Genomic DNA, 24,122 nt, shown 5'->3' with positions numbered 1-24,122 from the left:
CTGACGGCGTGGTCGCGGGCCCGCGTGGGATGTTTGGTTACTGGGGGCGGCTGGTATTCGGCGGCGGATCGGCTGGTCCGTCACCCCGTCCGGGGAAGGGGGCGGCTTCGAACCACTCAGGCGCCGTGCCGGTGTCGACGAACCGCTCGGCCGCGAGTTCGAGGTCTTTGAGCAACTCGATCGCCAAGGTTCGCTCTGCCGCGTAGTACCGTTCGGCCCATCTCAACGCGATCCATACGTAGGCGAAGTACGGATCGGAGCCGGCATAGCGCGCATAGTGACCTGCTTGTTCGGACTGCAGCTCGGACCGTTCGATGTGTTCGGTCAAGATCGATTTCAAGTTCTCGCGCTCATTGAGATGGCCGAGCATGACCCTCATCAGCATCGGATGTTTGAGCACCGGCCTGTCGACAGGAGAATTGCGGCACCAATCGGCTAGTGCTTTCCTGCCGTTGGCGGTGATCCAATAAAGGCGTTTGTTCCTCGCATTTTCCTGGGAATCGGCCTCGCGTGAAGTGACAAGCCCCATTTCCTCGAGCTTCTTGAGCTCGGAGTAAATTTGACTAAAAGAAGGGCTGATATAGAAGAATCCCGGTCCGAAATCAGACCACTTCTTCACTTGGTATCCGGATAGTCCGTTGCTGAATGAAACGATTCCAAGCACCGTCCAGCCGTTCGGTGATAGCGACAGAAAATCGCCCCGGTCGTCTGCGGTGTGCTCGTCGGTCATTCGCGTATCCTACCTGATGGTGTGTATGGCCCGCGGTGCTGCAACCTGTGCGTGCGGCTAGGGGCGCGAAAGGAATTCCAAGACCACGCGCTCGAAGTCGTGTTTACGTTCTATTTGCGCCCAGTGGCCGCAATCCGAGAATATGTGCATTTCGGCGTTCGGCAACTGGCGATAGGAGAAGTGGCCGCCTTCGAGTGGCAACATTCGATCGTCGCGTCCCCAGATGATCAGCGTGGATTGCTGAATATCCTTCGCTCGGGCCCATAGCGGGGGCGTGGTATTCAGTGAAGGGTTTCCAAAAGTTGCAAATATCTCTGCTGTCGTGGCGACGACACCTGGTTTCAGTGCGTTCGCCATCCGTTCGTCGATGAGTGTCTCGGTAATGAGAGCTGGGTTGCTGACCATCGTCTCCACCCAGGCGATCATTCGATCGCGGCACGGATCGTCGAGAAACTCGAAGAGGCGTCGGGTTCCTTCGCTCACCGGCGGCGAGAAGGTATTGACAGCCAATCCTCCAGGGCCCATGAGCGCGAGGCGTCGTACCCGATCGGGATGGGCGAGGGCAAATTCAGCTGCGACATTTCCCCCCATTGAATTTCCGATGATGTCAACTTTGTCAATCTGCAGTTCATCGAGGAATGAGCGCACCGCGTCCGCGGCAACTTGCGAATACACTTTATTCCACGTGACGGGCGGACTCCCACCGAATCCGGGCATATCGAGGCAGAGCGTACGAAACTTATCAGCGAAAACTGGAAGATTCTTCGAGTAGTTGGACCATCCGCTGACGCCCGGGCCCGAGCCATGAAGTAACAGGAGCTCCGACCCGCTACCTGCCTCGTGGTAGTGCAGCCGATATTGGCCATTGATTTCACGACTTGTCTCCGCGTGACTGAGTGTCATCGATAATGTCAACGTTCGCTCCTCTGTCACCGTTTCGGGCGAGGCCTTGGATGGACGGTCTTACTCAATTAAGTTACTCAAATTCGAGTCGACAGGAACCGGCATCCCGCTCGCCGGGAAACAATTTTCATCGGGTCGCCGGCGGCCTAGCATTTACCGATCTACTGCCCACGATCAGGTGAGGAAAATAGCGTGTCAACTGCATCGGAGAACGACGCCGTCCTGCTCGACATCGATGGCGATGGGATTGCCACTATCACGCTGAACCGACCTGAGTCGGCCAACGCGATGAATGTGGCATTACTGACCGCGCTTCACAGTGCGCTATTGCAGTGTCACGGCGCGCCCAGGGTACGGGTCGTTGTGCTCACGGGTGCTGGCCGGCATTTCTGTGGTGGCGGCGACGTCCGGGATTTTCTGGCCCACGCCGACGACCTGCCGGCACACATCAAAGAGGTGTCGAGTTGGTTGCAGGCGGTCACCGCGGCGATTCTGGCGCTGGACGTTCCGGTCATTACCTCAATTCAGGGCTTCGCGGCAGGTGGAGGTGGGCTCGGTCTAGTGGGCAGCTCCGACTTTGTCGTCGCTGCTCATTCCGCGCGGTTCATGTCGGGAGCGATCCGGGTTGGCATGGTGCCCGACGGCGGGCTGACTGCTGTCCTCACGCATTTGGTGGGTTTCAGGAAGGCCATGGAAATAGTGCTCCTCAACCCGACACTAGACGCCGAGGAGGCATTGCGTATCGGTCTGATCACCCGGGTTGTTCCGGACGCCGACCTGGCAGATGAGGTACGTGCCATTGCGCTAACCCTTGTCAGCGCGCCTGCACTGGCGGTCTCCGAGGGTAAACGACTGCTTTGGAACGGATTGGCGTCGACAGTGTCCGCTGCGCTGTCGGAGGAAGGTCGAGCGGTTGTCCGGCTCGCGGGCACCGCAGACTGCATCGAAGGGTTGGCGGCCGTCGACCAAGTGCGGGCGCCTTCCTTCCTTGGGCGATGAACGCTTGGCTCCCTTCGTATTCGGGGCAGTTAGCTCAGGACGAGCGGCCGGCTTTGGCTATCGACTGCGGGTCTGCGCCGAAACTGAGTGTTTCCCGTAACCGCTCAGCGGGAGTGATGGGGAAGTTCAGCGGCGTAAATGCGAAACTCGATTTGAGGCTCCGCGAAGGAGCTGTTCATCTGTTCCCGGTCGGCCGCGGCGACCGGTTTGGTCGCGCATCTTCTCTCGCGCAGACATCTGCAGAGAATTCGATGGATCGGGTGAAAAGAGAGTAGTGGAACGATGGGCGTTGATGCTCAAGATGATTCGGCACCGTCGCGCGATTTCGACTTCATCGTAGTCGGATCCGGCGCGGGTGGGCTCACCGGTGCGCTAATGGCGGCGCAGGCAGGCCTGCGAACTTTGGTATTGGAAAAGGGCGAATTCCTAGGTGGGATGACCGCTTACGCCGGTGGTTGCATGTGGTTGCCGGGGAACCGGGTTACTGCGGCAGCGAACCCGGCCGATTCCGCGGAAGGTGGGTTCACGTATCTGCACGGCCTGGCTGGCGATACTTCGCCGGTCGAGATGCAGCGTGCCTACGTTGACACCGCTGCCGAGCTGGTCGAGTTCTTGATGTGCCATCCTGACCTGCAATTCGAGTACCAGCCCTTCCCTGACTACTTCGAGGCCGAGGGCCGGGTCCATGGAGGTCGCGGCATCTTTGCGGCGCCGCTACCGCTGAACCGGGCTGCAGACGTTGCTGAGACGATCAGGCCTCCCGTGCCCCAGGACCGCTTCGGGCTGAAGTTGGACCGCACGGAACTTGTTGGCGGCCAGGCATTGATCGGCCGGCTGCTGCTCGCCTTGCGGCGTCACACAGATGTGGTGATCCAGACCGGTTCACGGTTGACCGCGCTGATCCTCGATGGTGGCCGTGTCCTGGGCGTGGAGGCCGTGTGCGACGGCCGGACCGAGGAGTACCGCGCGGCGCGCGGTGTTCTGCTCAGCGCTGGTGGTTTCGAAGCGAATCAAGAGCTGCGCAGCCAGTGGCAAGGCAACCGCGAAGTGCGTTGGACCGGGGCGCCACCGACCCACACAGGAGACGCGATTGTTGCGGGCATCAATGCAGGTGCCGCAATTGCTCGAATGCACGAGGCATGGTGGGCGCCGATGCTGGCGCGTCCGGACAACACCTCTTCTTTTCTGGTCGGATTCCAGGGTGGGATCTTTGTCAACGGCACAGGGCGCCGGTTCGGCAACGAGTCGCTACCGTACGGACGGATGGGCCAATTGATATTGGACCTCGAAGCTCGCGGTGAGCCAGCACTGCCGATTTGGTGGATCTTCGACGATCGGTTTGATACCGCGCCCTGCGCTGTGGTCGACCCGATCGATGTCACTGAATTCCGCCAAGCCGGTCTCTGGCACACCGATTCGACGGTGGCAGGTCTGGCCCGGCGCATCGGACTACCACCTTCTGTTCTGGATGAGACGGTCGCCAGGTTCAACCTGTTTGCGCAGAACGGGGTTGACGACGACTTCGCCCGTGGCAGTGACGAGTACGACCAGTTCTTCGCCTTGCCCGAAGCGGAACGAAACCCGTGCCTGATCCCGATCGAAAAGGCGCCGTTTCATGCGGTTCAGATCGGCCTCGGCGATATCGGCACCAAGGGTGGGTTGGTGACCAACGCAGATGGACAGGTTCTCGATACGGATGACCGACCGATCGAGGGCCTGTACGCATCCGGAAACACGACCGCGTCTTCTACTGGCCATGTCTATGCCGGCCCCGGCGCGCCGATCGCGACGTCGATGGTCTTCGCCTACCGCGCGGCACGGCATGCCGCGGAGGCATCGACTTAGGAACTATCGGGTTCGGCTGTGCGCAGCCAACGGACCGGCGGTCCACCGTCCGGATGCACCCGTCCTCGGATGCGGATCTAGATACAGCGGAGAGCAATGAACGAGCAAGAACAACGCCGATGCGCCGAAGAGCTTATGCGTGCACGACGCCGCTGTGTGCCTATCGATCCCTTGATCTCGACGCACCCGGACGCCTCCGTCGAGGATGCCTCCGCTATCCAGATGATGCAGGTCGCTTGTCGGGTGGCTGAAGGGCAGGCGATCGTGGGCCATAAGGTGGGGCTCAGTTCGCCTGCCATGCAAGCCCAGACGGGCGCCGTTGGGCCGGATGTTGGCCACTTGCTGACTGATATGTTCCACCCGGAGAACTACCCGATTTCGATTGATCGGTACATCTCACCGCGGATCCAGCCAGAAGTGGCCTTTGTGCTCGGGCGGCAGCTCGCCGGGCCGGGTGTCACTGCCGCACAGGCGATCCGGGCCGTCGACTTCGTGGTCCCGGCGTTCGAGATCGTTGACTCCCGTTTCAAGCCCTGGGACCTGACGATCGTCGACACCATCGCCGACAATTCTGCGGCGGGCGGCGTGATCCTCGGAGGAAAGCCCTCTCTGCTGCGGGAAGTCGAACTTGATCGCTCCGCCGTTGAGCTTTCGCTCAACGGCGATCCAGCTGCGTCCGGATTAGGGGGCGCCGTTCTCGGCTCACCCCTCAACGCGCTGGTGTGGTTGGCTAACACGCTCGGAAAGCACGGGACGGTGCTGGAGGTGGGCCACGTAGTGCTACCGGGTTCACCGACGAAGGCCTCCTGCCTGTTGCCCGGTGACGTTGTCGAGGCAACTTTCAGCGGCATGGGTTCAGTGCGCTGCCGGGTGGCAACATCGATGCCGGCCGAACACCGTCGGCACGTCGACGCCAAGCTGTCGCTCGTCATCTCAGCAGAGGAGTAGCGACGTTACCGCGTGCCGTTGAACGTCGGCGGCCGACGGAATTTCGTCGAGAAAAGGCGGCATTCGCCGAACCCGAACGACGAAGCCGATCGAGGTGTTATTCGTTGTGCCCCAGGGGAATTAGGTTACCGGTTCCGAAGTTGGGTGCGTGGCACAGACGCGGCGATGCAGCGCGCCCGCAGTAGGGAATCTGGCAGTCGCATCCGCCAGGGAGCGACTTCGGGCGCCAAGTGAACGGCAGCGGAACATTATCTCCCGCTAACCGGAATAGCCCTGGATTGAGATGTGCATCACGCGCAGCATTAATAGGAGTCCTATGCCTCTCAGTGGCGGCCCTTCGAAGGAAATGGAGATGTGTGTGAACGCCTACCCTGAATCGGGTGCTTCCGACGTCCGGATGATTGATGGCGGTGCAGAAATTCGCCGATTTGCTCGCGGCTGGCACTGTCTGGGACTCGAGAAATCGTTTCGAGATGGAAAGCCCCACCAAATTGATGCTTTTGGGACTTCGCTAGTGGTCTTCGAGTCCAGCGATGGCCGGCTCAATGTGTTAGATGCATATTGCCGCCACATGGGGGGAAATCTCGCACAGGGTGCTATTAAGGGCGACTCGGTAGCCTGCCCTTTCCATGACTGGCGGTGGGGCTCAAGCGGGTCATGCGTCGAAATTCCGTACTCGCGCCGCGTGCCGCGGGTCGCGCGAACTCAGTCGTGGGCCACCCTGCAACGTAACGGTCACCTCTACGTCTGGAACGACCCGCAGCGCCGACCACCGCCAGATGACGTGACCATCCCGCATCTCGATGGCTACGGATCTGATGAGTGGACCGACTGGAGTTGGAGCTCGCTGCTTGTGGAGGGCAGCAACTGCCGTGAGGTCATCGACAACGTCGTTGATATGGCGCACTTCTACTATGTCCACCTTGTCAAGCCGACGTCGTTCAGGAATGTGTTCGACCGGCACCTGGCATCGCAGTACATGTCAGCGACGGGGCGGCCCGACATAGACCTGGAAACCAACTACGGCCAAGAGGGCCTTCTGATGGACTCCTGGGCTACGTACTACGGTCCCTCGTTCATGGTGAACGGGCAGACTTTGTCGGCTGGAGGCATGTCATCCGAAGGGCTGCTGATCAACTGTCACTACCCAGTCACCGAAAACTCGTTCGTGTTGCAGTGGGGCGCCATCGTGAAGAAGGCGCCGGAGATGTCAGACGAGGCCGCGGAAGAACTCGCGAACACATTTGCAAACAGCCTTGGTGAAGCGTTCCTGCAAGATGTGCACGTCTGGAAAAACAAAACGCGTGTCGACAATCCGCTGCTCTGCGACGAAGACGGCCCGCTATACCAACTGCGCCGCTGGTATGAGCAATTCTATGTCGATGTCGAAGACGTGACACCAGATATGGTGTCTCGATTCGAATTCGAGGTGGAAACATCGCATGCTCAAGAGAAGTGGGATAAAGAAGTATCTCGCAATATTCTGGCCTTCGAAAATATGGCCGTACAGCAATCTTAGAAGCAATCTGAGGAGAGTATAGCTATGTCAAATCCGATTCTTGAGAAGCTAATGGCCGATGCGGACCAGATTCGACTCGACGCCGTCGAAGAGGAGCGGCTAGGCATGCTTACCGCGAGCACCGCTGCTGCGATCCGCGATGCCGGCATGATCAAAATGCTGCAGCCGAAGCGTTATGGTGGCCGCGAGGCCATGCCGCGCGAGTTCGCCGAAACGGTAATGGGATTGGCTGCGCTCGATCCGGCGGCTGGCTGGGTCAGCGGCGTGGTGGGAGTTCATCCTTGGCAGCTCGGCTTCGCCGACCCGCGAGTCCAGCAAGAGATTTGGGGTGAAGACGACGACACCTGGATGGCGTCACCGTACGCGCCGCAGGGCATCGCCGTGCCGACCGCTGATGGCGGCTACCGATTCAGCGGGCGGTGGCAGTTTTCTTCGGGCACCGACTTCTGCCGCTGGATCATCTTGGGAGCCATGCTCGGCGGCGACGACGGAAAGGCGCTGCTGCCGCCAACCATGCTGCACGTAATCCTGCCGCGCAGCGACTACGAGATCGTCGAGGACTCGTGGGACGTAGTCGGTCTGAGGGGAACCGGCTCCAAAGACATCGTCGTCAATGACGTTTATGTGCCTGGTTACCGTGTGATGAACGGCGACAAGGTGCTTAGTGGGCAAGCTCAGGTTGATGCTGGGTGCCAGGGCACGTTGTACCGCCTGCCCTGGTCGCACGTCTTCCCCCTGGGTATCACGTCGGCCATCATCGGGATGGCCGAGGGCGCGCTAGCCGCTCACTTGGAATACCAGCGCTCGAGGTCCGACTCGATGGGGTCGGCCGTACGCGAGGATGCCAACCTGTTGTTCGCGATCGGTGAAGCGGGAGCGGACATTGACGCCGCGCGGCAGGCGCTGCTAGCCAACGCCGACCGGATGTGGGAGATCGTCGCCTCCGGGGGAACCCCGACGTTCTACGACCGAGCAGTTGGCCGCGCCATCCAGGTGCGGGCCGCATGGCGCGCGGCGTCGGCGGTCGACACTCTCTTTGCGCGCTCGGGAGGCAACGCCATCCGCAATCACGGTACCTTGCAACGCTATTGGCGAGACATTCATGCCGGACTCAACCATGTCATCCACGTACCCAGCAATGTCTACCAAGCTACCTCGATGGCGCTGCTCGGGATCGACCCGCCGCCGAAGCTGAAATTCATGATTTAGCAAGGCCGGATCTTCCCCGTTTTCACACCCCCGGAAAGGGACAGTCGACATGTCAAACTACGACCCAAAATTCAGTTCGCTCGGCTATGTGCGGATCCAGGCGCGCGACATTGCGAGATGGCGCACCTTCGCCTTTGATGTGCTCGGGTTCGCGGAGGGTAGCGGCCCGGATCCCGCAGCGCTGTATCTGCGGATGGACGAGCACCACGCTCGGATCGTCGTCGTTCCCGGCGAGGTAGATCAGGTGCTGGCGGTCGGCTGGCAGGTGGGTGACCACGCCGCGTTGGTCGACAGCGTCGAGGCGGTAGAGAAGGCCGGATTCGAGGTGCGAACTCACTCGGTCGAAGATGCTGACAGCCGCCGCGTCGAGGAATTGGTCTCGTTCTCCGATCCATCAGGCACTGTGTTGGAAGTGTTCCACGGTCCGCTGCTCGACCATACGCCCGCAGTGACGCCGTACGGATCCAGATTCGTCACGGGGACAGAGGGATTGGGCCATGTAGTACTTCCAGTCGACAATTTGCAGGACAGCTTCGATTTCTACACCGACGTACTCGGGTTTCAGCCGCGAGGCGCTTTCCGGCTACCGCTGCCGTTGGGCGTGCCCCCGCAGCGGGTCCGGTTTCTAGGCGTCAACCAGCGTCACCACAGCCTGGCGTTGTGTCCCACACCCGCTTTTGGTGCCCCGGGGCTGGTCCACATCATGGTGGAAGTCGACACCCTTGACGCGGTCGGTCAGGCGCTTGATCGAGTGGTCAAGAGTGGCTTCTCGGTGTCATCCACGTTGGGCAGGCACACCAACGACAAGATGGTGTCGTTCTATGTGCGGGCCCCGGGCGGTTGGGATATCGAGTTCGGCACCCATGGGGTGAAGGTCGACGACGCAGATTACTGCGCTGAGGAGATCTCTGCGGACAGCTACTGGGGCCACGACTGGTCGGGCAGTGAACCGTTGGCCACCCTGCGCGCCGCGCCGTGACGGTGCCCGATGGTCCCCATGTCCACGGGCGACCGATCCCGCCTTCCGTCGGCCTGCCATTTACAAAAGAGAGATAGATCGATGACCACCATCCCTGACGTTGCCACCCTTGCTGGGTATGAGGAATTCGCACCATGGTTGCTCGTGGAGAAGATCGGTGCGGTGCACGTCGTGCGCGTCAACCGACCAGAGGCCTTCAACGCGGTCAATGAACCGCTCCACCACGCATTCTCGGTGATTTGGCGGCAACTCGGCGCCGACGATGATGTGCGTGCAGTGGTGATCACCGGGACGGGGAAAGCATTCTCCGCCGGCGGCGATATGGCGATGTTCCGCCGCATGATCGACGATCCGTCGGCACGTCGGTCGCAGTTTGCTGAGGCTCGCACCCTATTTCTGGAAGTCATCAACTTTGCAAAGCCGCTGATCTCAGCGGTCAACGGACCCGCTGTCGGTCTGGGTTGTTCGATCGCTCTGCTCAGCGATCTGTTGGTGATGGGAGAGAGCAGCTACTTGGCAGATCCGCATGTTGCGGTCGGGTTGACCGCCGGCGATGGCGGGGCCGCCATGCTTCCTCTGCTCATGGGCATGATGAAGACGAAAGAGTATGTGTTGCTCGGTGATCGGATCACGGCGCAGATTGCCGACAAGCTCAACTTGGTGACGAGGGTGGTGGAAGACCACTTGGTGCTGGACGCCGCGCTTGGCCTGGGCGAGCGCCTGGCCGCACTTCCCGCGCAAGCGGTGTGCACGTCGAAAGTGGCGATGAACATGCACCTGAGTCGGGCAGCGCTGGGTGTGCTCGAATACGCACTGGCCGAGGAGTTTACGTCGTTTGGTACACCCGAGTTCAGTGAGCGGGTGGCCGCGTTTCAGGAGCGGGCCAAATCGTAGGTGTGGGCACCGGGTTGCTGTCACAGTGCTGATCTGTTCCAGCATGGGTGCACCGGGGCATAAGGCGCGGAGCAGATATCTTTGTCCGACAAGCGATATCAGTGTCCGGTGTGTTCTGCCCGGCTCGGCCGCCGCTGCTGTGGTCGTCCCGTATCACACGCAAGAAATCTGCGTGGAGAAAACCGGCATTTGCTCCCGCTGAGCGGGTAGTCCCTATGAACTCTCGGATCCCGAACCTACTGTCGACGTGACGGCCGCCACTGCAGATGCGGTGACTCCGACCACAGCAGGCCGAGGGCAGCCGACCGCAGATTCCCGGTGCGGCCCATGTCGTAATTCATTTTTGAGCAAGGAGATTCGATCATGACCCTACGATCTGGGTGTTGCGATCCGGCATCGGGTGTCAGTCGGCGACCGACGACTCATCGACACGAGCCCGCGTTCGTAAAGGCTTGTACTAGAGCAGATTCAGGTCTTTACTGATGTCGCGATCACCCGATTACGCCAAACCCCTGCGGGGCGTCGGGGAGTTCTACGCGATGGCGTTGGACACTCTGATGCTGATACCCCGGCGTCCGTTTGCGTGGCGGGAGTTCTTCCTGCAGTGCTGGTTCATCACGCGGGTGTCCATCGTCCCATCGCTACTGCTGGCCATTCCCTTCACCGTTCTTGCGGCGTTCACGCTCAACGTACTGCTGTTCGATTTCGGCGCAGCCGATTTCGCCGGCACTGGTGCGGGAATCTCGTTGGCGCAGCTGGGGCCGATCGTCACAGTCTTGGTCGTGGCCGGTGCTGGAGCAACCGCTATCTGCGCCGATCTTGGCGCACGCACTATTCGAGAAGAGCTTGATGCCCTGAAAGTCCTCGGCATCAACCCGATTCGTTCACTGGTAGTGCCGCGGGTGCTCGCCGCGTGCGTAGTCGCCCTATTGCTGTCCGCGATTGTGTCGTTATCCACGCTGGTCGGCTCATTCTTCTTCTCGGTGTACGTCCAGCACGTGACTCCCGGCGCGTTCGTGGCAGGTCTGACGCTGCTCACCGGAGTAAAGGACGTTGTCATTTCCTTCGTCAAGGCAGGCCTGTTCGGCCTAGCCGCGAGTCTGATCGGTTGCTACAAAGGAATTTCGGTGGGTGGCGGCCCAGCCGGCGTCGGCAACGCGGTCAACGAGACTGTCGTCTATTCGTTCGTCGCCCTCTACGTCATCAATCTGATCGTCACCGCCGTCCAGTTCGGAGGACCCCAATGACCGCGAGCGCACCAAGTCACGCCGGACCGTTCTGGCGCCGGCATGCAGAACACTGGGCCAACGGATGGAACAGGATCGGCCGCCAAACCCAGTTCTGCGGTCAGACTATCCGCTCGATTGGCGACGCGCTGGTCAACTACCAGGCCGAGATCATTCGCCTGATCGCCCAAATGAGTTTGGGCACTGGCGCATTGGCCCTAATCGGAGGAACGATCGTCGTCGTCGGGTTCCTGACCCTGTCAGCGGGCGCGCTGATCGCCGTTCAGGGGTACAACCAGTTGGCCGGGATCGGTGTGGAAGCGCTGACCGGATTCATCTCCGCCTACGTGAATGTACGGATCATTGCGCCGGTAACTGCCGGCATCGCGTTGGCTGCCACGATCGGGGCCGGCGCCACCGCCCAGATTGGCGCGATGCGGATCTCCGAAGAGATCGACGCACTCGAGGTGATGGGGATCCGCTCGGTGGCGTATCTGGCTTCCACTCGCGTACTGACCGGGGTGATCGTGGTCATTCCGCTCTACTGCATCGCGGTACTCATGTCGTTTCTGGCGGCGCGCTTGGGTACCACCATGATCTACGGGCAGTCCACCGGCGTCTACGACCATTACTTCAACACGTTTCTCATCCCCACAGACCTACTCTGGTCGTTCGTGCAGGCGATTGCCATGGCGATTGTCATCATGCTGGTGCATACGTACTACGGCTACACCGCATCTGGCGGGCCCGCCGGGGTAGGTGAAGCCGTCGGCCGTGCAGTACGGGCCTCATTGGTGTCAGCGGTGACGGTGAGTCTCTTGGTGTCATTGGCCGTCTACGGTCAGTCCGGCAACTTCCACCTGGCGTCGTAGGTCATGGAACCGAGGCCCGGGGAGAATCGTCTCCACCCCGCATGGTGGACACTCGTTCTTGTCGTCGTATTGGTCGGCCTCGTCGCCTTGACGGTAGGTCTCTACAGCGACTCGTTCACTCGATATGTGCCGGTGACGCTCAGCTCCAGTCGGGCGGGGTTGATCATGGAGTCCGGCGGCAAGGTCATGATGAACGGCGTCCAAGTGGGCCATGTCGCAGCCATCACCGGTTCCGGCGATCCGGTCACTGTGAAATTGGAGATCGCGCCCGACCAGATTCGCAATATCCCCGGCAACGTGGGTGCGCAGATCCGGGCGACAACGATTTTCGGCGCGAAGTATGTCGACCTCGTCTACCCGGATCACCCTAGTACGCAGCGCTTATCAGCCGGCTCGGTGCTGTTGTCGCGCAATGTCACCACCGAGGTAAACACGGTATTCCAGAATCTGGTCGGGCTACTGGACCAGATTGATCCCGCGAAACTGAACGCGGTGCTGACCGCGTTGTCCATGGGATTTCAAGGGCAAGGTGAGCGCATCGGACAGTCGATCACCGATGCGAATCAGGTTCTGCTGGCCCTCAATCCGCGTAGTGAGACGATACGGCAGAACTGGCGGTCGTTTAAGGGTGTCACCGATACGTATGGCGCTGCGGCGCGGAACATTCTGGCTACGCTGGACGCGGCCAGCGTCACCAGCGGTACCGTCGTTGGGCATGCGTCACCGCTGGATGCATTGTTGCTCAACACGATTGGGTTGGCTCAGTCCGGCGCCGGTTTGTTGACCGAGAATCAGAAGAATTTCGTCGACGCCGTCAACACCCTGGAACCGACGACGGCGCTGCTACTCAAATACAACCCGACGTATACGTGCATGCTGGTCGGCGCCAAATGGTGGCTTGACAATGGAGCCCTCGCGGCGATCGGCGGCAATGGGCGCACATACGTGGCCGACGCCGCGCTCTTGATGGGCAAGGACCCTTATGTGTTCCCAGACAATCTACCGATCGTGGCGGCAAAAGGCGGACCTGGTGGCAAGCCGGGCTGTGGGTCCCTCCCTGATGCCACCAAGGCGTTCCCAGTGCGTCAGCTGGTTACCAACACCGGGTGGGGTACCGGCGTCGATATCAGGCCCAACCCTGGTCTCGCACACCCTTGCTACGCCGACTATTTGCCGGTGACCCGCGCTGTTCCTGAGCCCGCGACCATCAGGAAATGCCTGCCCGGCCCCGCGCCAGGGCCGATCGCGTACCCGGGCGCTCCACCGTATGGGGCGCCGCTGTATGGGCCTGGCGGGGTCCCGCTATGGCCTGGAATCCCTGCGGCCCCGCAGCCGGAGGCGGGCTCCGCTCAAGACAGCGGGCCACCAGCTGATCCCGATCCGACCGCTACATCCCCCCGACCCGCATCGTGATCGGCCATCCAGCAAAGGAGGTACCACAGTGAGAGTCTCTCTCACCGGCGCCTTGTGGCGGTTCTCCGCCTTCGTCGTGGTCTGCATATTCGGCATCGTCGCGCTATTGACGATCTTCGCCCAGCTACGTTTCGACGACTACGTTTCCTATAGCGCGAGATTCAGCAACATCAGTGGGCTCTCCGAAGGCAATTTCGTCCGCATCGGGGGTGTGGAGGTCGGCAAGGTCAAGGCGATTGCGCTGCGGCCCGAGGCGACTGTGAACGTCGAGTTCGCGATCAATTCCTCGGTGGTGCTCACCCAGGGGACCAGGGCGGTGATCCGTTACGACAACCTGATCGGCGGCCGGTATCTGGCTTTGGAGGAGGGCAGGGGGGATACCAAAGTCCTCCGAGCAGGTCAGACGATTCCGCTGGCACAGACAGCTCCGGCATTGGACCTCGACGCACTGACGGGAGGGTTCCGCCCGCTGTTCCGGGCACTTGACCCCGACCAGGTCAATGCACTGACCGGACAACTGGTCTCTGCGTTCCAGGGGCAGGGGGCCACCATTGGTTCCTTTTTGGATCAGACCGCAGCGGTCAGCGGTACCTTGGCTGATCGTGATGAGTTGATCGGCCAGGTGATCGGCAACCTCAAAGTTGTGTTGGGGACACTGGGCGATCAACGCGACCAGTTCGACAAATCAGTCAGTTCACTGTCGGAACTGATCAAGGGTCTGGCGGAACGCAAGTCGGATATCACTACCGGATTGGCGCATGCCGACGCCGTGGCGGCAACAACGGCCGATGTGCTCGAACCGGCTCGCCCGCCAGCGAAAGAGCTTGTTGCCCAGACGGATCGGGCAGCCAGCTTGGTACTTACCGACCACGACTATTTCGATAATCTCCTGAACGCGCTGCCGGATAAGTACAAATTGCTCGGCCGGCAGGGGCTCTATGGCGATTACTTCAGTTTCTACCTGTGCGATGTGGTGCTCAAACTCAACGGTAAGGGCGGTCAGCCGGTGTATGTGAAGGTGGCTGGTCAGGACACCGGGCGGTGCGCGCCGAAATGAAATTCTTCGCAGAACGCAGCCCCATCAAAGTTGGTCTGGCAGGCCTGACACTGACCGCGGGCGCCGTCGCGGCGGTACTGCAGTACAACAACCTCCCGCTGGTGCACTCCGACTCTGAGTACACAGCGTATTTCGCTGAGGCAGGCGGCCTGTCGACTGGCGCGGCAGTCCAGGTCGCTGGTTACCGGGTCGGCGCGGTATCGGAGATCGCTTTGGACGGCCCCCGCGTGTCGGTGAGATTCAAGATCAGAAACGACGTTCGCCTCGGCGACCGCACTGAGGCAGCAATCAAAACGAAAAGCCTTCTGGGAGCAAAAATTCTAGAAGTAGCACCGCGCGGAGACAATGTTCTGTCGGGGCCTATTCCGGTTGACCGCACGACGTCGCCCTACCAGCTCGGGGACGTGCTGGGTGACTTGTCCACCACAGTCCAGGGGATTGACACCGAGCAGCTGTCGCACTCGTTGGTGACGTTGTCGGACGCATTCGCCGCTACGCCGCCGCAGTTGCAGCTGGCGGTGCACAATCTGTCGCGGTTCTCGCAGTCACTGAACACCCGTGATGAGCGGTTGCGTATCTTGCTTGCAGACGCCGACAAGGCCACGAAGGTTTTGGCTGACCGCAGCGATCAGATCGTGAACCTGATCTCCGATTCCAATGCGCTACTTGCTCAACTTCGGAGCGAAAGCATGGCGCTGGAGTCGATTTCGGGCCACGTGTCGCGTTTGGCCCGTCAGTTGTCGGGATTCGTCACGGACAACCGGCGGCAGATGCGGCCGGCGCTCGACAAGCTAAATGGCGTTCTTGCCATTCTCGCCAACCGCAAGCAACGGATTCAGGAGTCGATCTCACGGCTCAACAGCTTTGCGATGTCGCTCGGTGAATCGGTGTCGTCCGGTCCCTTCTTCAACGCTTACGTCGCGAACCTGTTGCCAGGACAGTTCTTACAGCCCTTCATTGATGCTGCGTTCTCCGATCTTGGGCTGGACCCGCACGTGAAGCTGCCCTCGGAGTTGACAGATCCTCAGACCGGACAGGCCGCGACGCCTGCCCTGCCGATTCCGTTCCCGCGGACGGGCCAGGGCGGAACCCCCAATCTCACACTGCCGGAAGCGATCACCGGTAAGCCTGGCGATCCGCGGTACCCATATCGCGAACCGTTGCCTGCACCGCCCAACGGTGGGCCTCCACCGGCCGCGCCGATCCCGACGCCTCCGGAACCAGGCTTTGAATCAACCACGGCACCGTCGCCGGTCTTTGTTCCGGCACCGGGTGAGTTGCCGTCGGCTGGGGCACGTTCATGATGCGCCGGGGTGCAGCGCGGGCCGGGTTGGCGTTGGTGCTGGTGTCCGCGGTGGCGGTAGGGCTGTTCGTGGTGCTTCGGGCACCGGGCACCGTAGGCAAAACCAGGGTGACCGCATATTTCAACAGCAGTATCGGGCTCTATCCAGGAGATCAGATCCGCATCCTTGGCGTGCCGGTGGGGGAGATCGATGCGATTGAACCTCAACCAGAACGAGCGAAGATCACATTCTCGATCGATCAGAGGTACGCCGTGCCGGCGAATGTGAAGGCGGTGGTGCTGTCCCCGTCATTGGTGACTGCTCGGGCGATTCAACTGACCCCTGTCTATACCGCGGGACCGAAGCTGTTGAACAACGCCGTGATTCCCCTGGAACGTACGTCGGTGCCCGTGGAGTGGGATGAGCTGCGCAGCCAGCTGCAGCGGCTGACGCAGACTTTGGAACCCACCAAACCCGGCGGCGTGTCTACCCTTGGTGCGTTTGTCAGCACCGTCGCCGACAATGTGCGCGGGCAGGGCGCCAGTATCCGCGACATGGTCACCAAGCTTTCGCAGTCGCTGTCGATCCTCGGGGACCATTCGGCCGACATTTACGGCACGCTCCGCAACCTCGCGGTGCTGGTGTCGGCGCTGCACGACAGCACCGATCTGATGCGCCAACTGAACAGGAATTTTGCCGCGGTCACCGCCTTGCTGGCAAGCGATCCCGGGGCGGTCGGCCGGGCGGTCAGCGATCTCAGCACGGCGATCGGAGATGTGAATAGCTTCGTAGCCGATAACCGGGAGGCGATCGGCACGACGTCGGACAAGACGGCGGAAGTGGTTGCGGCGCTTGGCGGCAGCATCGACGACATCAAGCAATCACTGCATCTTCTACCGACCACACTGAGCAACTACGTGAACATCTATGAGCCCGCGCAGAGTGCGGTGACTGGCGTGCTGGCCGGAACCAATTTCAGTAATCCGCTCAACTTCATCTGCGGGGCCATTCAGGCGGCGTCACGTCTGGGCGCCGAGCAATCGGCCAAACTGTGCGTTCAGTATCTGGCGCCGATCGTCAAGAACCGGCAGTACAACTACCTGCTGCCGCTGGGCTTCAACATGGGTGTGGGGGCGCAGGCCCGGCCCAATGAGGTCACCTACAGCGAGGATTGGCTCCGGCCCGATTATGTACCGCCCGCCCCGCCGGCGCCGGCAACATCGCAACCAGGTGCTGGAAACCCACCGATTCAGTCGGGCCCGGACCAGAAGGCACTGGCGTCGGAAGTTGGTGGCGAGGCCAGTGTTGAACCGACGCGCTCCAACCCGTCTGCACCGGCGGCGACCGATCCGAGCACTGGCCTGACCGGGCTGATGGTCGCGCCCGGAGCCCGGCCATGACCGCGGTGTTCCGGCGCTGCTCGGCGCTGATGGTGGCGGCCGCGGCGACGGCCGCCCTGCTTGCGGGCTGCGGCTGGCGGGGGCTGAACTCGCTACCGCTGCCTGGCACCAAGGGCGGCGGCAGCGACTCCTTTGTGGTGCAGGCTCAGATGCCCGATGTCAGCAACATTCAGGAGAACTCGCGTGTTCGGGTCGGTGATGTGAACGTCGGCACCGTCACCAAGATTGAGCGGCAAGGCTGGCATGCGCTTTTGACAATGCGTATCGACGGGAAGGTCGATCTACCTGCCAACGTCACGGCGACGATTGGTCAGACCAGCCTGTTCGGTTCGTTGCACGTGGAGTTGGCCGCGCCTACTGGCGTCGCTCCACAAGGCCAGCTGCATGCGGGCTCACTGATCCCACTAGCCAGCGCCGGCGCCTACCCGTCGACAGAGCAGACACTGGCGGCTGTTTCGTTGTTTCTCAACGGCGGCGGCGTTGGGCGCGTCCAAGACATTGTAGAAACGTTCAGCACCGCTTTCCGCGGCCGTGAGCAGGACCTGCGCAGCCTGCTGCATCAGCTCGATGAATTCTTCACCAACATCAACAACCAGACCGCAGACATCATCGATGCCACTGACAGTCTCAACCGGCTGGTGGGAAAATTTGCCGACGACAAGCCGGTCCTAGACCGGGCGCTGAAGACGATCCCGGACGCCCTGGCGGTACTCAAAGACGAGCGGCACCAAATCGCCGAGGCGGTGGACAAGCTCGGGCAGTTCGGTGCGCTTGCCGCGGATTCCTTGCGTCAAACGAAAGACAGCCTGATCAAGGAGCTCAACCAGATCGCCCCGGTTGTGAAGTCTCTTGCAGATTCCGGACCGGCTCTCACACGCTCGCTGGGAATGCTGGCCACGTTCCCATTTCCGGCGGACACATTGGAGAACTGGTTCCGCGGTGATTACGGAAACCTCACTGCCATAATTGATTTGACGCTGAGTCGCTTGGACGCGGCCTTTCTGACCGGAACCCGGTTCGAAGGATCGCTGACGGAGCTAGAGATGCAGTGGGGCCGCACGATCGGGCAGATGCCCAGTCCGTACACCGCGGCAAATCCGTTGGTTGTTCCGTACCACCTTGATCAGGGGCGGTGACATGCACTTCAGTAGGCGTATTTTGATCCAGCTCGCGATCTTCGCGGTCATCTCGATTGTCGCCGGGACCGTGATGATATTCGGCTACATCAAGGTGCCGGCCATGATGGGCCTTGGGCGTTACACCGTCACCGTCGAGTTGTCGCAGTCCGGCGGCTTGTACGCCAGCGGCAACGTCACCTACCGGGGCACCCAGGTAGGCAAGGTTACGGCCGTTCGGCTGATCCCCGACGGTCATGTGACCGCCGAGCTGTCGTTGAATTCCGGTATCGACATCCCATCGAATCTCGTTGCGGCTGTGCATAGTCAATCGGCAGTGGGAGAGCAGTACGTGGCGCTCACTCCGCGCGACGCCACGTCACGACCACTACGCGACGGTGACGTCATACCCTTGGACAGCACCTCGGTCCCGCCGTCGGTCGATGCCTTACTCGATGCGGCCGACCGGGGACTACGGGCGATTCCACGTGACAATCTCAAAACCGTGATTGATGAATCATTCACGGCGGTCGGCGGGCTGGGTCCTGATCTGTCTCGGATCGTGAGAGGCTCCACGGAGCTGACCATCGATGCTCGCACGAACCTGGATTCGATCACCACCATCATCGACCAGTCCGGTCCGCTGCTGAACTCACAGGTTCAAGCGGGTCGCGACATCCAAACGTGGGCAGCACATCTGGCTGATATCACCGCTCAACTTCGCGACAGCGACAACGCGGTGGCCAAAGTGATCGATACCGGTGGTGCGGCTGCCGACCAGGCACGTCAGCTGGTTGAACGGATAAAACCGACCCTGCCGGTCATACTCGCCAACCTGATCAGCATCGGGCAGGTGGCCGTCACTTATAGCAATGACTTGGAGCAGTTGCTGGTACTCATACCACAAGGTGTATCGATGGTGCAGGGCGATGTGGTGGCCAACCACGACAGCAAACAGGCGTACCTGGGCAGCTATCTCGACTTCAACCTCAATATCAATCTACCGGCGCCGTGTACCACTGGATTCCTTCCCGCAACCCAGAGGCGTACCGCGGCCAATATCGATGCCCCTGACCGGCCGGAAGGCGACCTGTATTGCCGAATTCCGACGGATGCCGCCACGAATGTCCGTGGTGCACGCAATATTCCGTGCGAGACGCGGCCGGGCAAGCGCGCACCAACGGTGAAGATGTGCGAAAGCGACGAGCAGTACGTGCCGCTCAACGACGGCACCAACTGGAAGGGTGATCCCAACGCCACGCTGTCTGGCCAAGATATACCGCAGCTGGCTCCGCCTCCACCGAAACCGGGACTGGCGATCGCACCATACGATCCGGCTACTGGGTCGTACATAGGTCCAGACGGAAAGGCGTACGCCAACGCAGATCTCGCACCGAGTGGCGCGATGGACAAAACATGGCAGTCCATGTTGATCCCGCCGAGGTAGTGGCAGGTGACGGGGATGATGCGCAGGCGGGGTGAGCCGTAGATGCGGATTCGCTGACTGACTACTGGACTTCTGCAGTACCTGGGTGCGGTACTGCGGATTGACTCCTTGCACCTCAACGCCTGACTGCTGACTTGGAAGGAGCCACCACCGTGGAATCGATCATCAGGTTCGATATGCGCGGACCATCGTTCGGAGCGTCGATGCCACACCTATATCACGCGGCGCTGGAGATGGCCGATTATGCCGATCGGCGCGGAGTCGACGTCATCTTGCTAACCGAGCACCATGGCTCTGACGACGGTTACTGTCCCGCACCCACGGTGCTTGCTGGTGCGGTTGCGGCCCGTTCGCGGCAGGCCCGGATTCGGCTGGCTGTAGTGATCTTGCCGCTGCACCATCCGGTGTCGGTCGCCGAGCAGACACTAGTGCTCGACCAAATCAGCAATGGCCGCGTCGATCTTGTAGTCGGTGCAGGATACGTGGCGCGCGAGTTCGCCATGTTCGGCCGCACCTTGAGACAACGCGCTGCGCTTCTAGATGAGGGCATCCCGCTGATCGCAGCCGCGTTGGCAGGAGAGGAAGTTCGCGTCGGCGAGCACAGTTTCACGATCACCCCGCGGGCGGTGCAGTCTCCCCGCCCGCCCTTCTATGTTGCTGGAGGGGTGTCGGCATCAGCGCGGCGTGCAGCTCACTTTGCGGACGGTTTCTTTCCGCTAGTGCCGGATGCCCAGATCCGGGAGTTATACCGGGCAGAATGTCGGGCTGCGGGCCGCGAGCCCGGTGCGATTCTGAACGTTCCTACGGCACTGTTTGTCCACATAGCAGACGATCCAGAAAGAGCGTGGAACCAGCTGGGCCCTCACGTATTTCATGATCTCAATAGCTACGGCAAATGGTCCACTGAGGGGGTGGTGGGCGATCTACGTACCCCCTTTGCGCCGGTAGATGACCTGGAGGCGGCTCGGGCGAGTGGGCTGTACAAAGTGGTCACAGTGGAGGAATGTGTCGCGCTCATGAATCAGCTCGAGGAAGCTGGACAGCCGATAATGCTGACACCACTGTTGGCTGGTATCGACCCAGACATCGCTTGGCCCAGTGTCGAATTGTTCTTCGAACGGGTACTGCCGGCGTTCAGGGAACAAGCGCGGCAAGCCCGAGAGTCGGCATCGACAACCACCGCGTGCGGCTGACCGTGGGGGTCGGCAGTCCCGACTAGATCAACGAAGCGCGGCCCGCGCGGCATGTTGGCCTGCGCGGGTGCCGGAAAAGACGCAGTCTGCCAATGAGAGTCCACTGACGTACGAATTCGAACACACGCCAATGGCCGTGCGGCCGACAGCGTAGAGACCAGGGACCGGAACGCCGGTTTCACCTTGCACACGCCCCGAAGCCGGTTCGACGACGAGGCCGCCAAGGGTCAGGCCAGGCATGAAATCGGTGGACGCCGACTTCAGTGAGATGTCCACGCCGTAGAACGGTGGATGAAGCAGTGGTGCACACAACTCAGGTGCTTTGTGCGCGGGATCGCTGGTGCCACAAGCAATTGCATTATTGTAGGCCGACACCGTCGCGATCAAACCGGATCGCGACACTCCGAGTTTGTCTGCAAGCTCCGATATGGTGGATGCAGTGCGATGAGCCACCGTAAACGCCGGGAACATGGTGGCCTTCTGGAACAGCTGGGTCTGCGTGCGCAGCTGTCGTCGCGCGCGTTTCCAGGTTGGACCGTCGAGAACGAGGAAGCCTTTGCCGCCGAACTTGCGGATCATGATGTCTGCGTGTGTGGCGCCGTACAGGTCTTCGTTGGCAATGCGTTCACCGCTGATGCCGACGGTGATGCCTTCTATCATCGCCGATGGAGGCGAGATGAATCTCCACGCGGTAACCCGGTTCAGATGTGCGGTGGAGCCACCGGCTTTGGCACCCAACAAGATTCCCGTTCCGTCGTCTCCCGCAGTTCCGAGTGGCGATACCAGGGAGTACTCGGGAGCATGGCGCCGAAGCATGTCATTGTTGAAGACGAATCCACCGGCTGCCAGGACCACTGCGTTGGCGGAGATCGTGATGGGCTGGGCATTGGATTGAAATACTCTGTCCGCACTGGCGGTGAAACGCCGCCCAGCCGGGGGCACCCAGTTGGTGAGCTTTGCGCCTGCGGCGGTGCTGTATCGAAACTGAGTGGCGGCCAGTGATGCGTCGTCGCTCAGGGTGCGGCCTCGAACTCCGCGGACTTGGTCATCGACGATCAGCAGGTCCTCTATTCGGGTCATCGGCAGGAACGTGACGCCAAGACGCAGCGCGGCGTTTCGCAAGGCTTGCCACAGCACCCTGCCTGAGCTCATCCCTTTTGCTATTTGGCGGTGGCCCCGCGGCGCCGGAACAGCGTGGCAGTTATAGGGATAGGCCTTCTCGTTGCCCGAGAAGTACAAGTAATGACCGTCGGTTGGGTAGGACGTTTTGTAGTCACACAGCGACGAACCGAAGCGGGCGCCGTGTCGCTCGAGCCACTGTAAGCGCTCGACGCTGCCCTCGCAGAACTCCCGAAGTGTTTCGTCGTCCACCACACCATTGACCTCAAGACGGAGGTAATTGAACATGTTTTCGGGGTCATCGTGATAGCCCGCGGCGCGCTGATAGGCAGTGCCGCCGCCTGCGTAGACGATTCCTCCCGACAGCGCCGAAGCGCCGCCGCCGAGCGCTCGATCGACGACAAGCACCCGCGCGCCATTCTCCGCGGCAGCAATCGCCGAACATGCACCCGCAGTACCGAATCCGACGACGACGACGTCGTAAGTGTCGCTGAGACTCATCTCGAACTTTCTAGCTTGCCCGGCTATCCGAGGTGGCCTGAAGGCTTGCCGGAGGGGAAGTCTGTATCGCCTGACGTCCAGGGCGCCAATGTCAAAAGCCCATATTGGCAACAAACGGCGTTGTCGCACAGAATCCGAGCATGTTGTCGTACTCCTCGGGTAGCGAGAATACTTCGAACTCGCAGCCCGGGTCCACGAAGTAGGTACCGACGATCTGCTCGTTCTGGACTACTTCGGTGGAGCGGTGGCCGTCGGCCTGGAGACGCTCGATGAGATCTGCGGCGGTCGAGAAGTCGCGGGTGCCGAGGGCAAGGTTGATGATGCCGTGGTCATAGATCCGGCGTTGTTGTGGTGGGGTCGTTGGACCATCCGGGTACTGCAGTACTTCGATGACGAATTCGTCGTAGCGGGCCAGAAAGCCATTCGGTTCGCCACTCCCGGCAGGCCAGCGTGCCGGCCGGCCGCCGGCGATCGGAGCCAACGGTTCCATGGTGGCGCCCAGGACAGAGTTGTGGAGACGCGCCGCCATATCGATGTTGTGGACAGCTTGCGTCGCGTAGCGTACCTGTGGCCCTTCGCTATTCGGAGCCTCGTTCACCTCGATGACAAAACCCGCGAATGGCTCGCGAAATGACAGCGACCGCGCGCCGACGGGGCCCATAGGGGGAATCAGTGGCTCGATGTTAAAGTCGAGCAGCCCGTCTTTGACGCGGCTGAAATCGGCAACGGCTATTCCGATTCGCACCCATCCGTAGAGTCCAGCCTCCCCGGGTGCTCCGATTGGGGCAGGAACGGGGTGGGTGTATTCGAACAGTTCAAGCTGAAGGAACGGCTGCTCGCCGACAAGCCACCAAACCACGGCGCGCGCGTCTCGACTGAGTCCCGTGACCCGCATGGCTTGCCCCCATAGGGCGCTGCCACCGGCGTTACGGAAACCAAAGAGGTTGTCGAACAAACGCAGGCTGCCCGCGAGGTCGGAGGTGCTGACAGCGATCTGGCAGACGCTGAAACCGCGCGGTACCGGGGGCGCGTGGCGCCCCGTCTCAAGTCCGTTGTTGTTCACGACTCTGTACCGTCGTAAAATCGGTGCTGCTCAGTATCAGACGCCATGCTTTTCCTCGGCCGCGACCGGAGTGCTGTCGATGGCTAACCGCACACCCGACTTGCGTGCGGTGATATCCCCGTTGAGTTTCAGCTGGCAGGCGAGTCGGAGCTCACGTTCAGGCCTTCGTCGGCCGCCGGATTCCGCCATCCGCCGCAGCAGGGCGCTCTCCGCAGCGGTTGGCTCTACGGTGTTTTGTCGACCGTCGATTATCCGCAACGCGCAAGCGGTGCACCGTACCTGGCCGTAACAGATTGTGGGCCAGTGCAGTCCGGCACGTGCCGCGGCCGAGAAGACGGTCTCTTTCGGGCCCACCTCGAACTCTATTCCGCTGGGTTCGACTCGGACGGTGTAGGTGCTGTTCATCG

At 61.2% G+C, this 24,122-nt stretch carries 21 protein-coding genes; 16 read left to right on the top strand and 5 right to left on the bottom strand.

The window, feature by feature from the left end; translation table 11 throughout:
* Window positions 1–37: 37 nt before the first annotated feature.
* Complete coding sequence (locus TL10_RS30210; RefSeq protein ID WP_082067968.1) at window positions 38–730, bottom strand: PadR family transcriptional regulator; 693 nt, start codon at window positions 728–730, stop codon at window positions 38–40.
* Between the two features lie 57 nt (window positions 731–787).
* Complete coding sequence (locus TL10_RS16355) at window positions 788–1,645, bottom strand: alpha/beta fold hydrolase (RefSeq protein WP_234711466.1); 858 nt, start codon at window positions 1,643–1,645, stop codon at window positions 788–790.
* A gap of 180 nt (window positions 1,646–1,825) precedes the next feature.
* On the opposite strand from TL10_RS16355, the gene TL10_RS16350 reads away from it, so the two are divergent.
* The 16 genes from TL10_RS16350 to TL10_RS16275 all read left to right on the top strand — a co-directional run bounded on the left by TL10_RS16350 (window position 1,826) and on the right by TL10_RS16275 (window position 21,032).
* A complete protein-coding gene (locus TL10_RS16350; protein WP_043986418.1) occupies window positions 1,826–2,632 on the top strand; it encodes an enoyl-CoA hydratase/isomerase family protein in 807 nt (268 codons plus the stop codon).
* Window positions 2,633–2,914: 282 nt separating this feature from the next.
* Window positions 2,915–4,477 (top strand): FAD-binding protein, encoded by a 1,563-nt coding sequence (locus TL10_RS16345; protein WP_043986417.1) that lies wholly within the window; start codon window positions 2,915–2,917, stop codon window positions 4,475–4,477.
* Between the two features lie 96 nt (window positions 4,478–4,573).
* On the top strand, window positions 4,574–5,425 hold the full coding sequence (locus TL10_RS16340) for a 2-keto-4-pentenoate hydratase (RefSeq protein ID WP_082067967.1): 852 nt from the start codon (window positions 4,574–4,576) through the stop codon (window positions 5,423–5,425).
* Window positions 5,426–5,777: 352 nt separating this feature from the next.
* The gene (locus TL10_RS16335) at window positions 5,778–6,944 is read left to right on the top strand and encodes a 3-ketosteroid-9-alpha-monooxygenase, oxygenase component (protein ID WP_423136066.1); all 1,167 of its coding nucleotides are present in this window, start codon (window positions 5,778–5,780) and stop codon (window positions 6,942–6,944) included.
* Window positions 6,945–6,968: 24 nt separating this feature from the next.
* Window positions 6,969–8,153, top strand: coding sequence for an acyl-CoA dehydrogenase family protein (locus TL10_RS16330; protein ID WP_043986415.1), 1,185 nt, complete (start codon window positions 6,969–6,971; stop codon window positions 8,151–8,153).
* Between the two features lie 49 nt (window positions 8,154–8,202).
* Window positions 8,203–9,132: a biphenyl-2,3-diol 1,2-dioxygenase gene (bphC, locus tag TL10_RS16325; protein WP_043986414.1), complete on the top strand. Its 930-nt coding sequence runs from the start codon at window positions 8,203–8,205 to the stop codon at window positions 9,130–9,132.
* Window positions 9,133–9,213: 81 nt separating this feature from the next.
* On the top strand, window positions 9,214–10,026 hold the full coding sequence (locus TL10_RS16320) for an enoyl-CoA hydratase/isomerase family protein (RefSeq protein ID WP_043986413.1): 813 nt from the start codon (window positions 9,214–9,216) through the stop codon (window positions 10,024–10,026).
* Window positions 10,027–10,508: 482 nt separating this feature from the next.
* A complete protein-coding gene (locus TL10_RS16315) occupies window positions 10,509–11,273 on the top strand; it encodes an MlaE family ABC transporter permease (protein WP_043986412.1) in 765 nt (254 codons plus the stop codon).
* Window positions 11,270–12,124, top strand: coding sequence for an ABC transporter permease (locus TL10_RS16310; RefSeq protein ID WP_043402799.1), 855 nt, complete (start codon window positions 11,270–11,272; stop codon window positions 12,122–12,124). The genes TL10_RS16315 and TL10_RS16310 overlap by 4 nt, the downstream gene beginning before the upstream one ends.
* Before the next feature lie 3 nt (window positions 12,125–12,127).
* Entirely contained in the window at window positions 12,128–13,537 is a 1,410-nt protein-coding gene (locus tag TL10_RS16305; protein WP_043986411.1) for an MCE family protein, read from the top strand.
* Window positions 13,538–13,565: 28 nt separating this feature from the next.
* Complete coding sequence (locus TL10_RS16300; RefSeq protein WP_043986410.1) at window positions 13,566–14,594, top strand: MCE family protein; 1,029 nt, start codon at window positions 13,566–13,568, stop codon at window positions 14,592–14,594.
* Entirely contained in the window at window positions 14,591–15,898 is a 1,308-nt protein-coding gene (locus TL10_RS16295; RefSeq protein WP_043986465.1) for an MCE family protein, read from the top strand. Before TL10_RS16300 ends, TL10_RS16295 begins: the two co-directional genes overlap by 4 nt.
* Window positions 15,895–17,277 (top strand): MCE family protein, encoded by a 1,383-nt coding sequence (locus tag TL10_RS16290; protein WP_043986409.1) that lies wholly within the window; start codon window positions 15,895–15,897, stop codon window positions 17,275–17,277. Before TL10_RS16295 ends, TL10_RS16290 begins: the two co-directional genes overlap by 4 nt.
* Window positions 17,274–18,413 (top strand): virulence factor Mce family protein, encoded by a 1,140-nt coding sequence (locus tag TL10_RS16285; RefSeq protein ID WP_043986407.1) that lies wholly within the window; start codon window positions 17,274–17,276, stop codon window positions 18,411–18,413. The genes TL10_RS16290 and TL10_RS16285 overlap by 4 nt, the downstream gene beginning before the upstream one ends.
* A gap of 1 nt (window position 18,414) precedes the next feature.
* Window positions 18,415–19,839 carry an MCE family protein gene (locus TL10_RS16280; RefSeq protein ID WP_043986406.1) on the top strand — a complete coding sequence of 475 codons (1,425 nt, stop codon included), beginning with the start codon at window positions 18,415–18,417 and terminating at the stop codon, window positions 19,837–19,839.
* Between the two features lie 152 nt (window positions 19,840–19,991).
* Window positions 19,992–21,032 (top strand): LLM class flavin-dependent oxidoreductase, encoded by a 1,041-nt coding sequence (locus TL10_RS16275; protein ID WP_131630751.1) that lies wholly within the window; start codon window positions 19,992–19,994, stop codon window positions 21,030–21,032.
* Window positions 21,033–21,059: 27 nt separating this feature from the next.
* Here TL10_RS16275 and TL10_RS16270 read toward each other — a convergent pair whose 3' ends face one another.
* From TL10_RS16270 to TL10_RS16260, 3 genes are all read right to left on the bottom strand, one after another.
* The gene (locus TL10_RS16270) at window positions 21,060–22,652 is read right to left on the bottom strand and encodes an FAD-binding protein (RefSeq protein ID WP_043986405.1); all 1,593 of its coding nucleotides are present in this window, start codon (window positions 22,650–22,652) and stop codon (window positions 21,060–21,062) included.
* Window positions 22,653–22,743: 91 nt separating this feature from the next.
* The gene (locus TL10_RS16265; protein WP_043986404.1) at window positions 22,744–23,715 is read right to left on the bottom strand and encodes a VOC family protein; all 972 of its coding nucleotides are present in this window, start codon (window positions 23,713–23,715) and stop codon (window positions 22,744–22,746) included.
* A gap of 36 nt (window positions 23,716–23,751) precedes the next feature.
* Window positions 23,752–24,120, bottom strand: a complete 369-nt coding sequence (locus TL10_RS16260; protein WP_043402820.1) for a 2Fe-2S iron-sulfur cluster-binding protein — start codon at window positions 24,118–24,120, stop codon at window positions 23,752–23,754.
* Window positions 24,121–24,122: the final 2 nt, after the last annotated feature.

Source organism: Mycolicibacterium llatzerense (assembly GCF_000878195.1).
Taxonomy (GTDB): Bacteria; Actinomycetota; Actinomycetes; order Mycobacteriales; family Mycobacteriaceae; genus Mycobacterium; species Mycobacterium llatzerense.
This window is presented reverse-complemented; position numbering and strand designations above follow the sequence as displayed.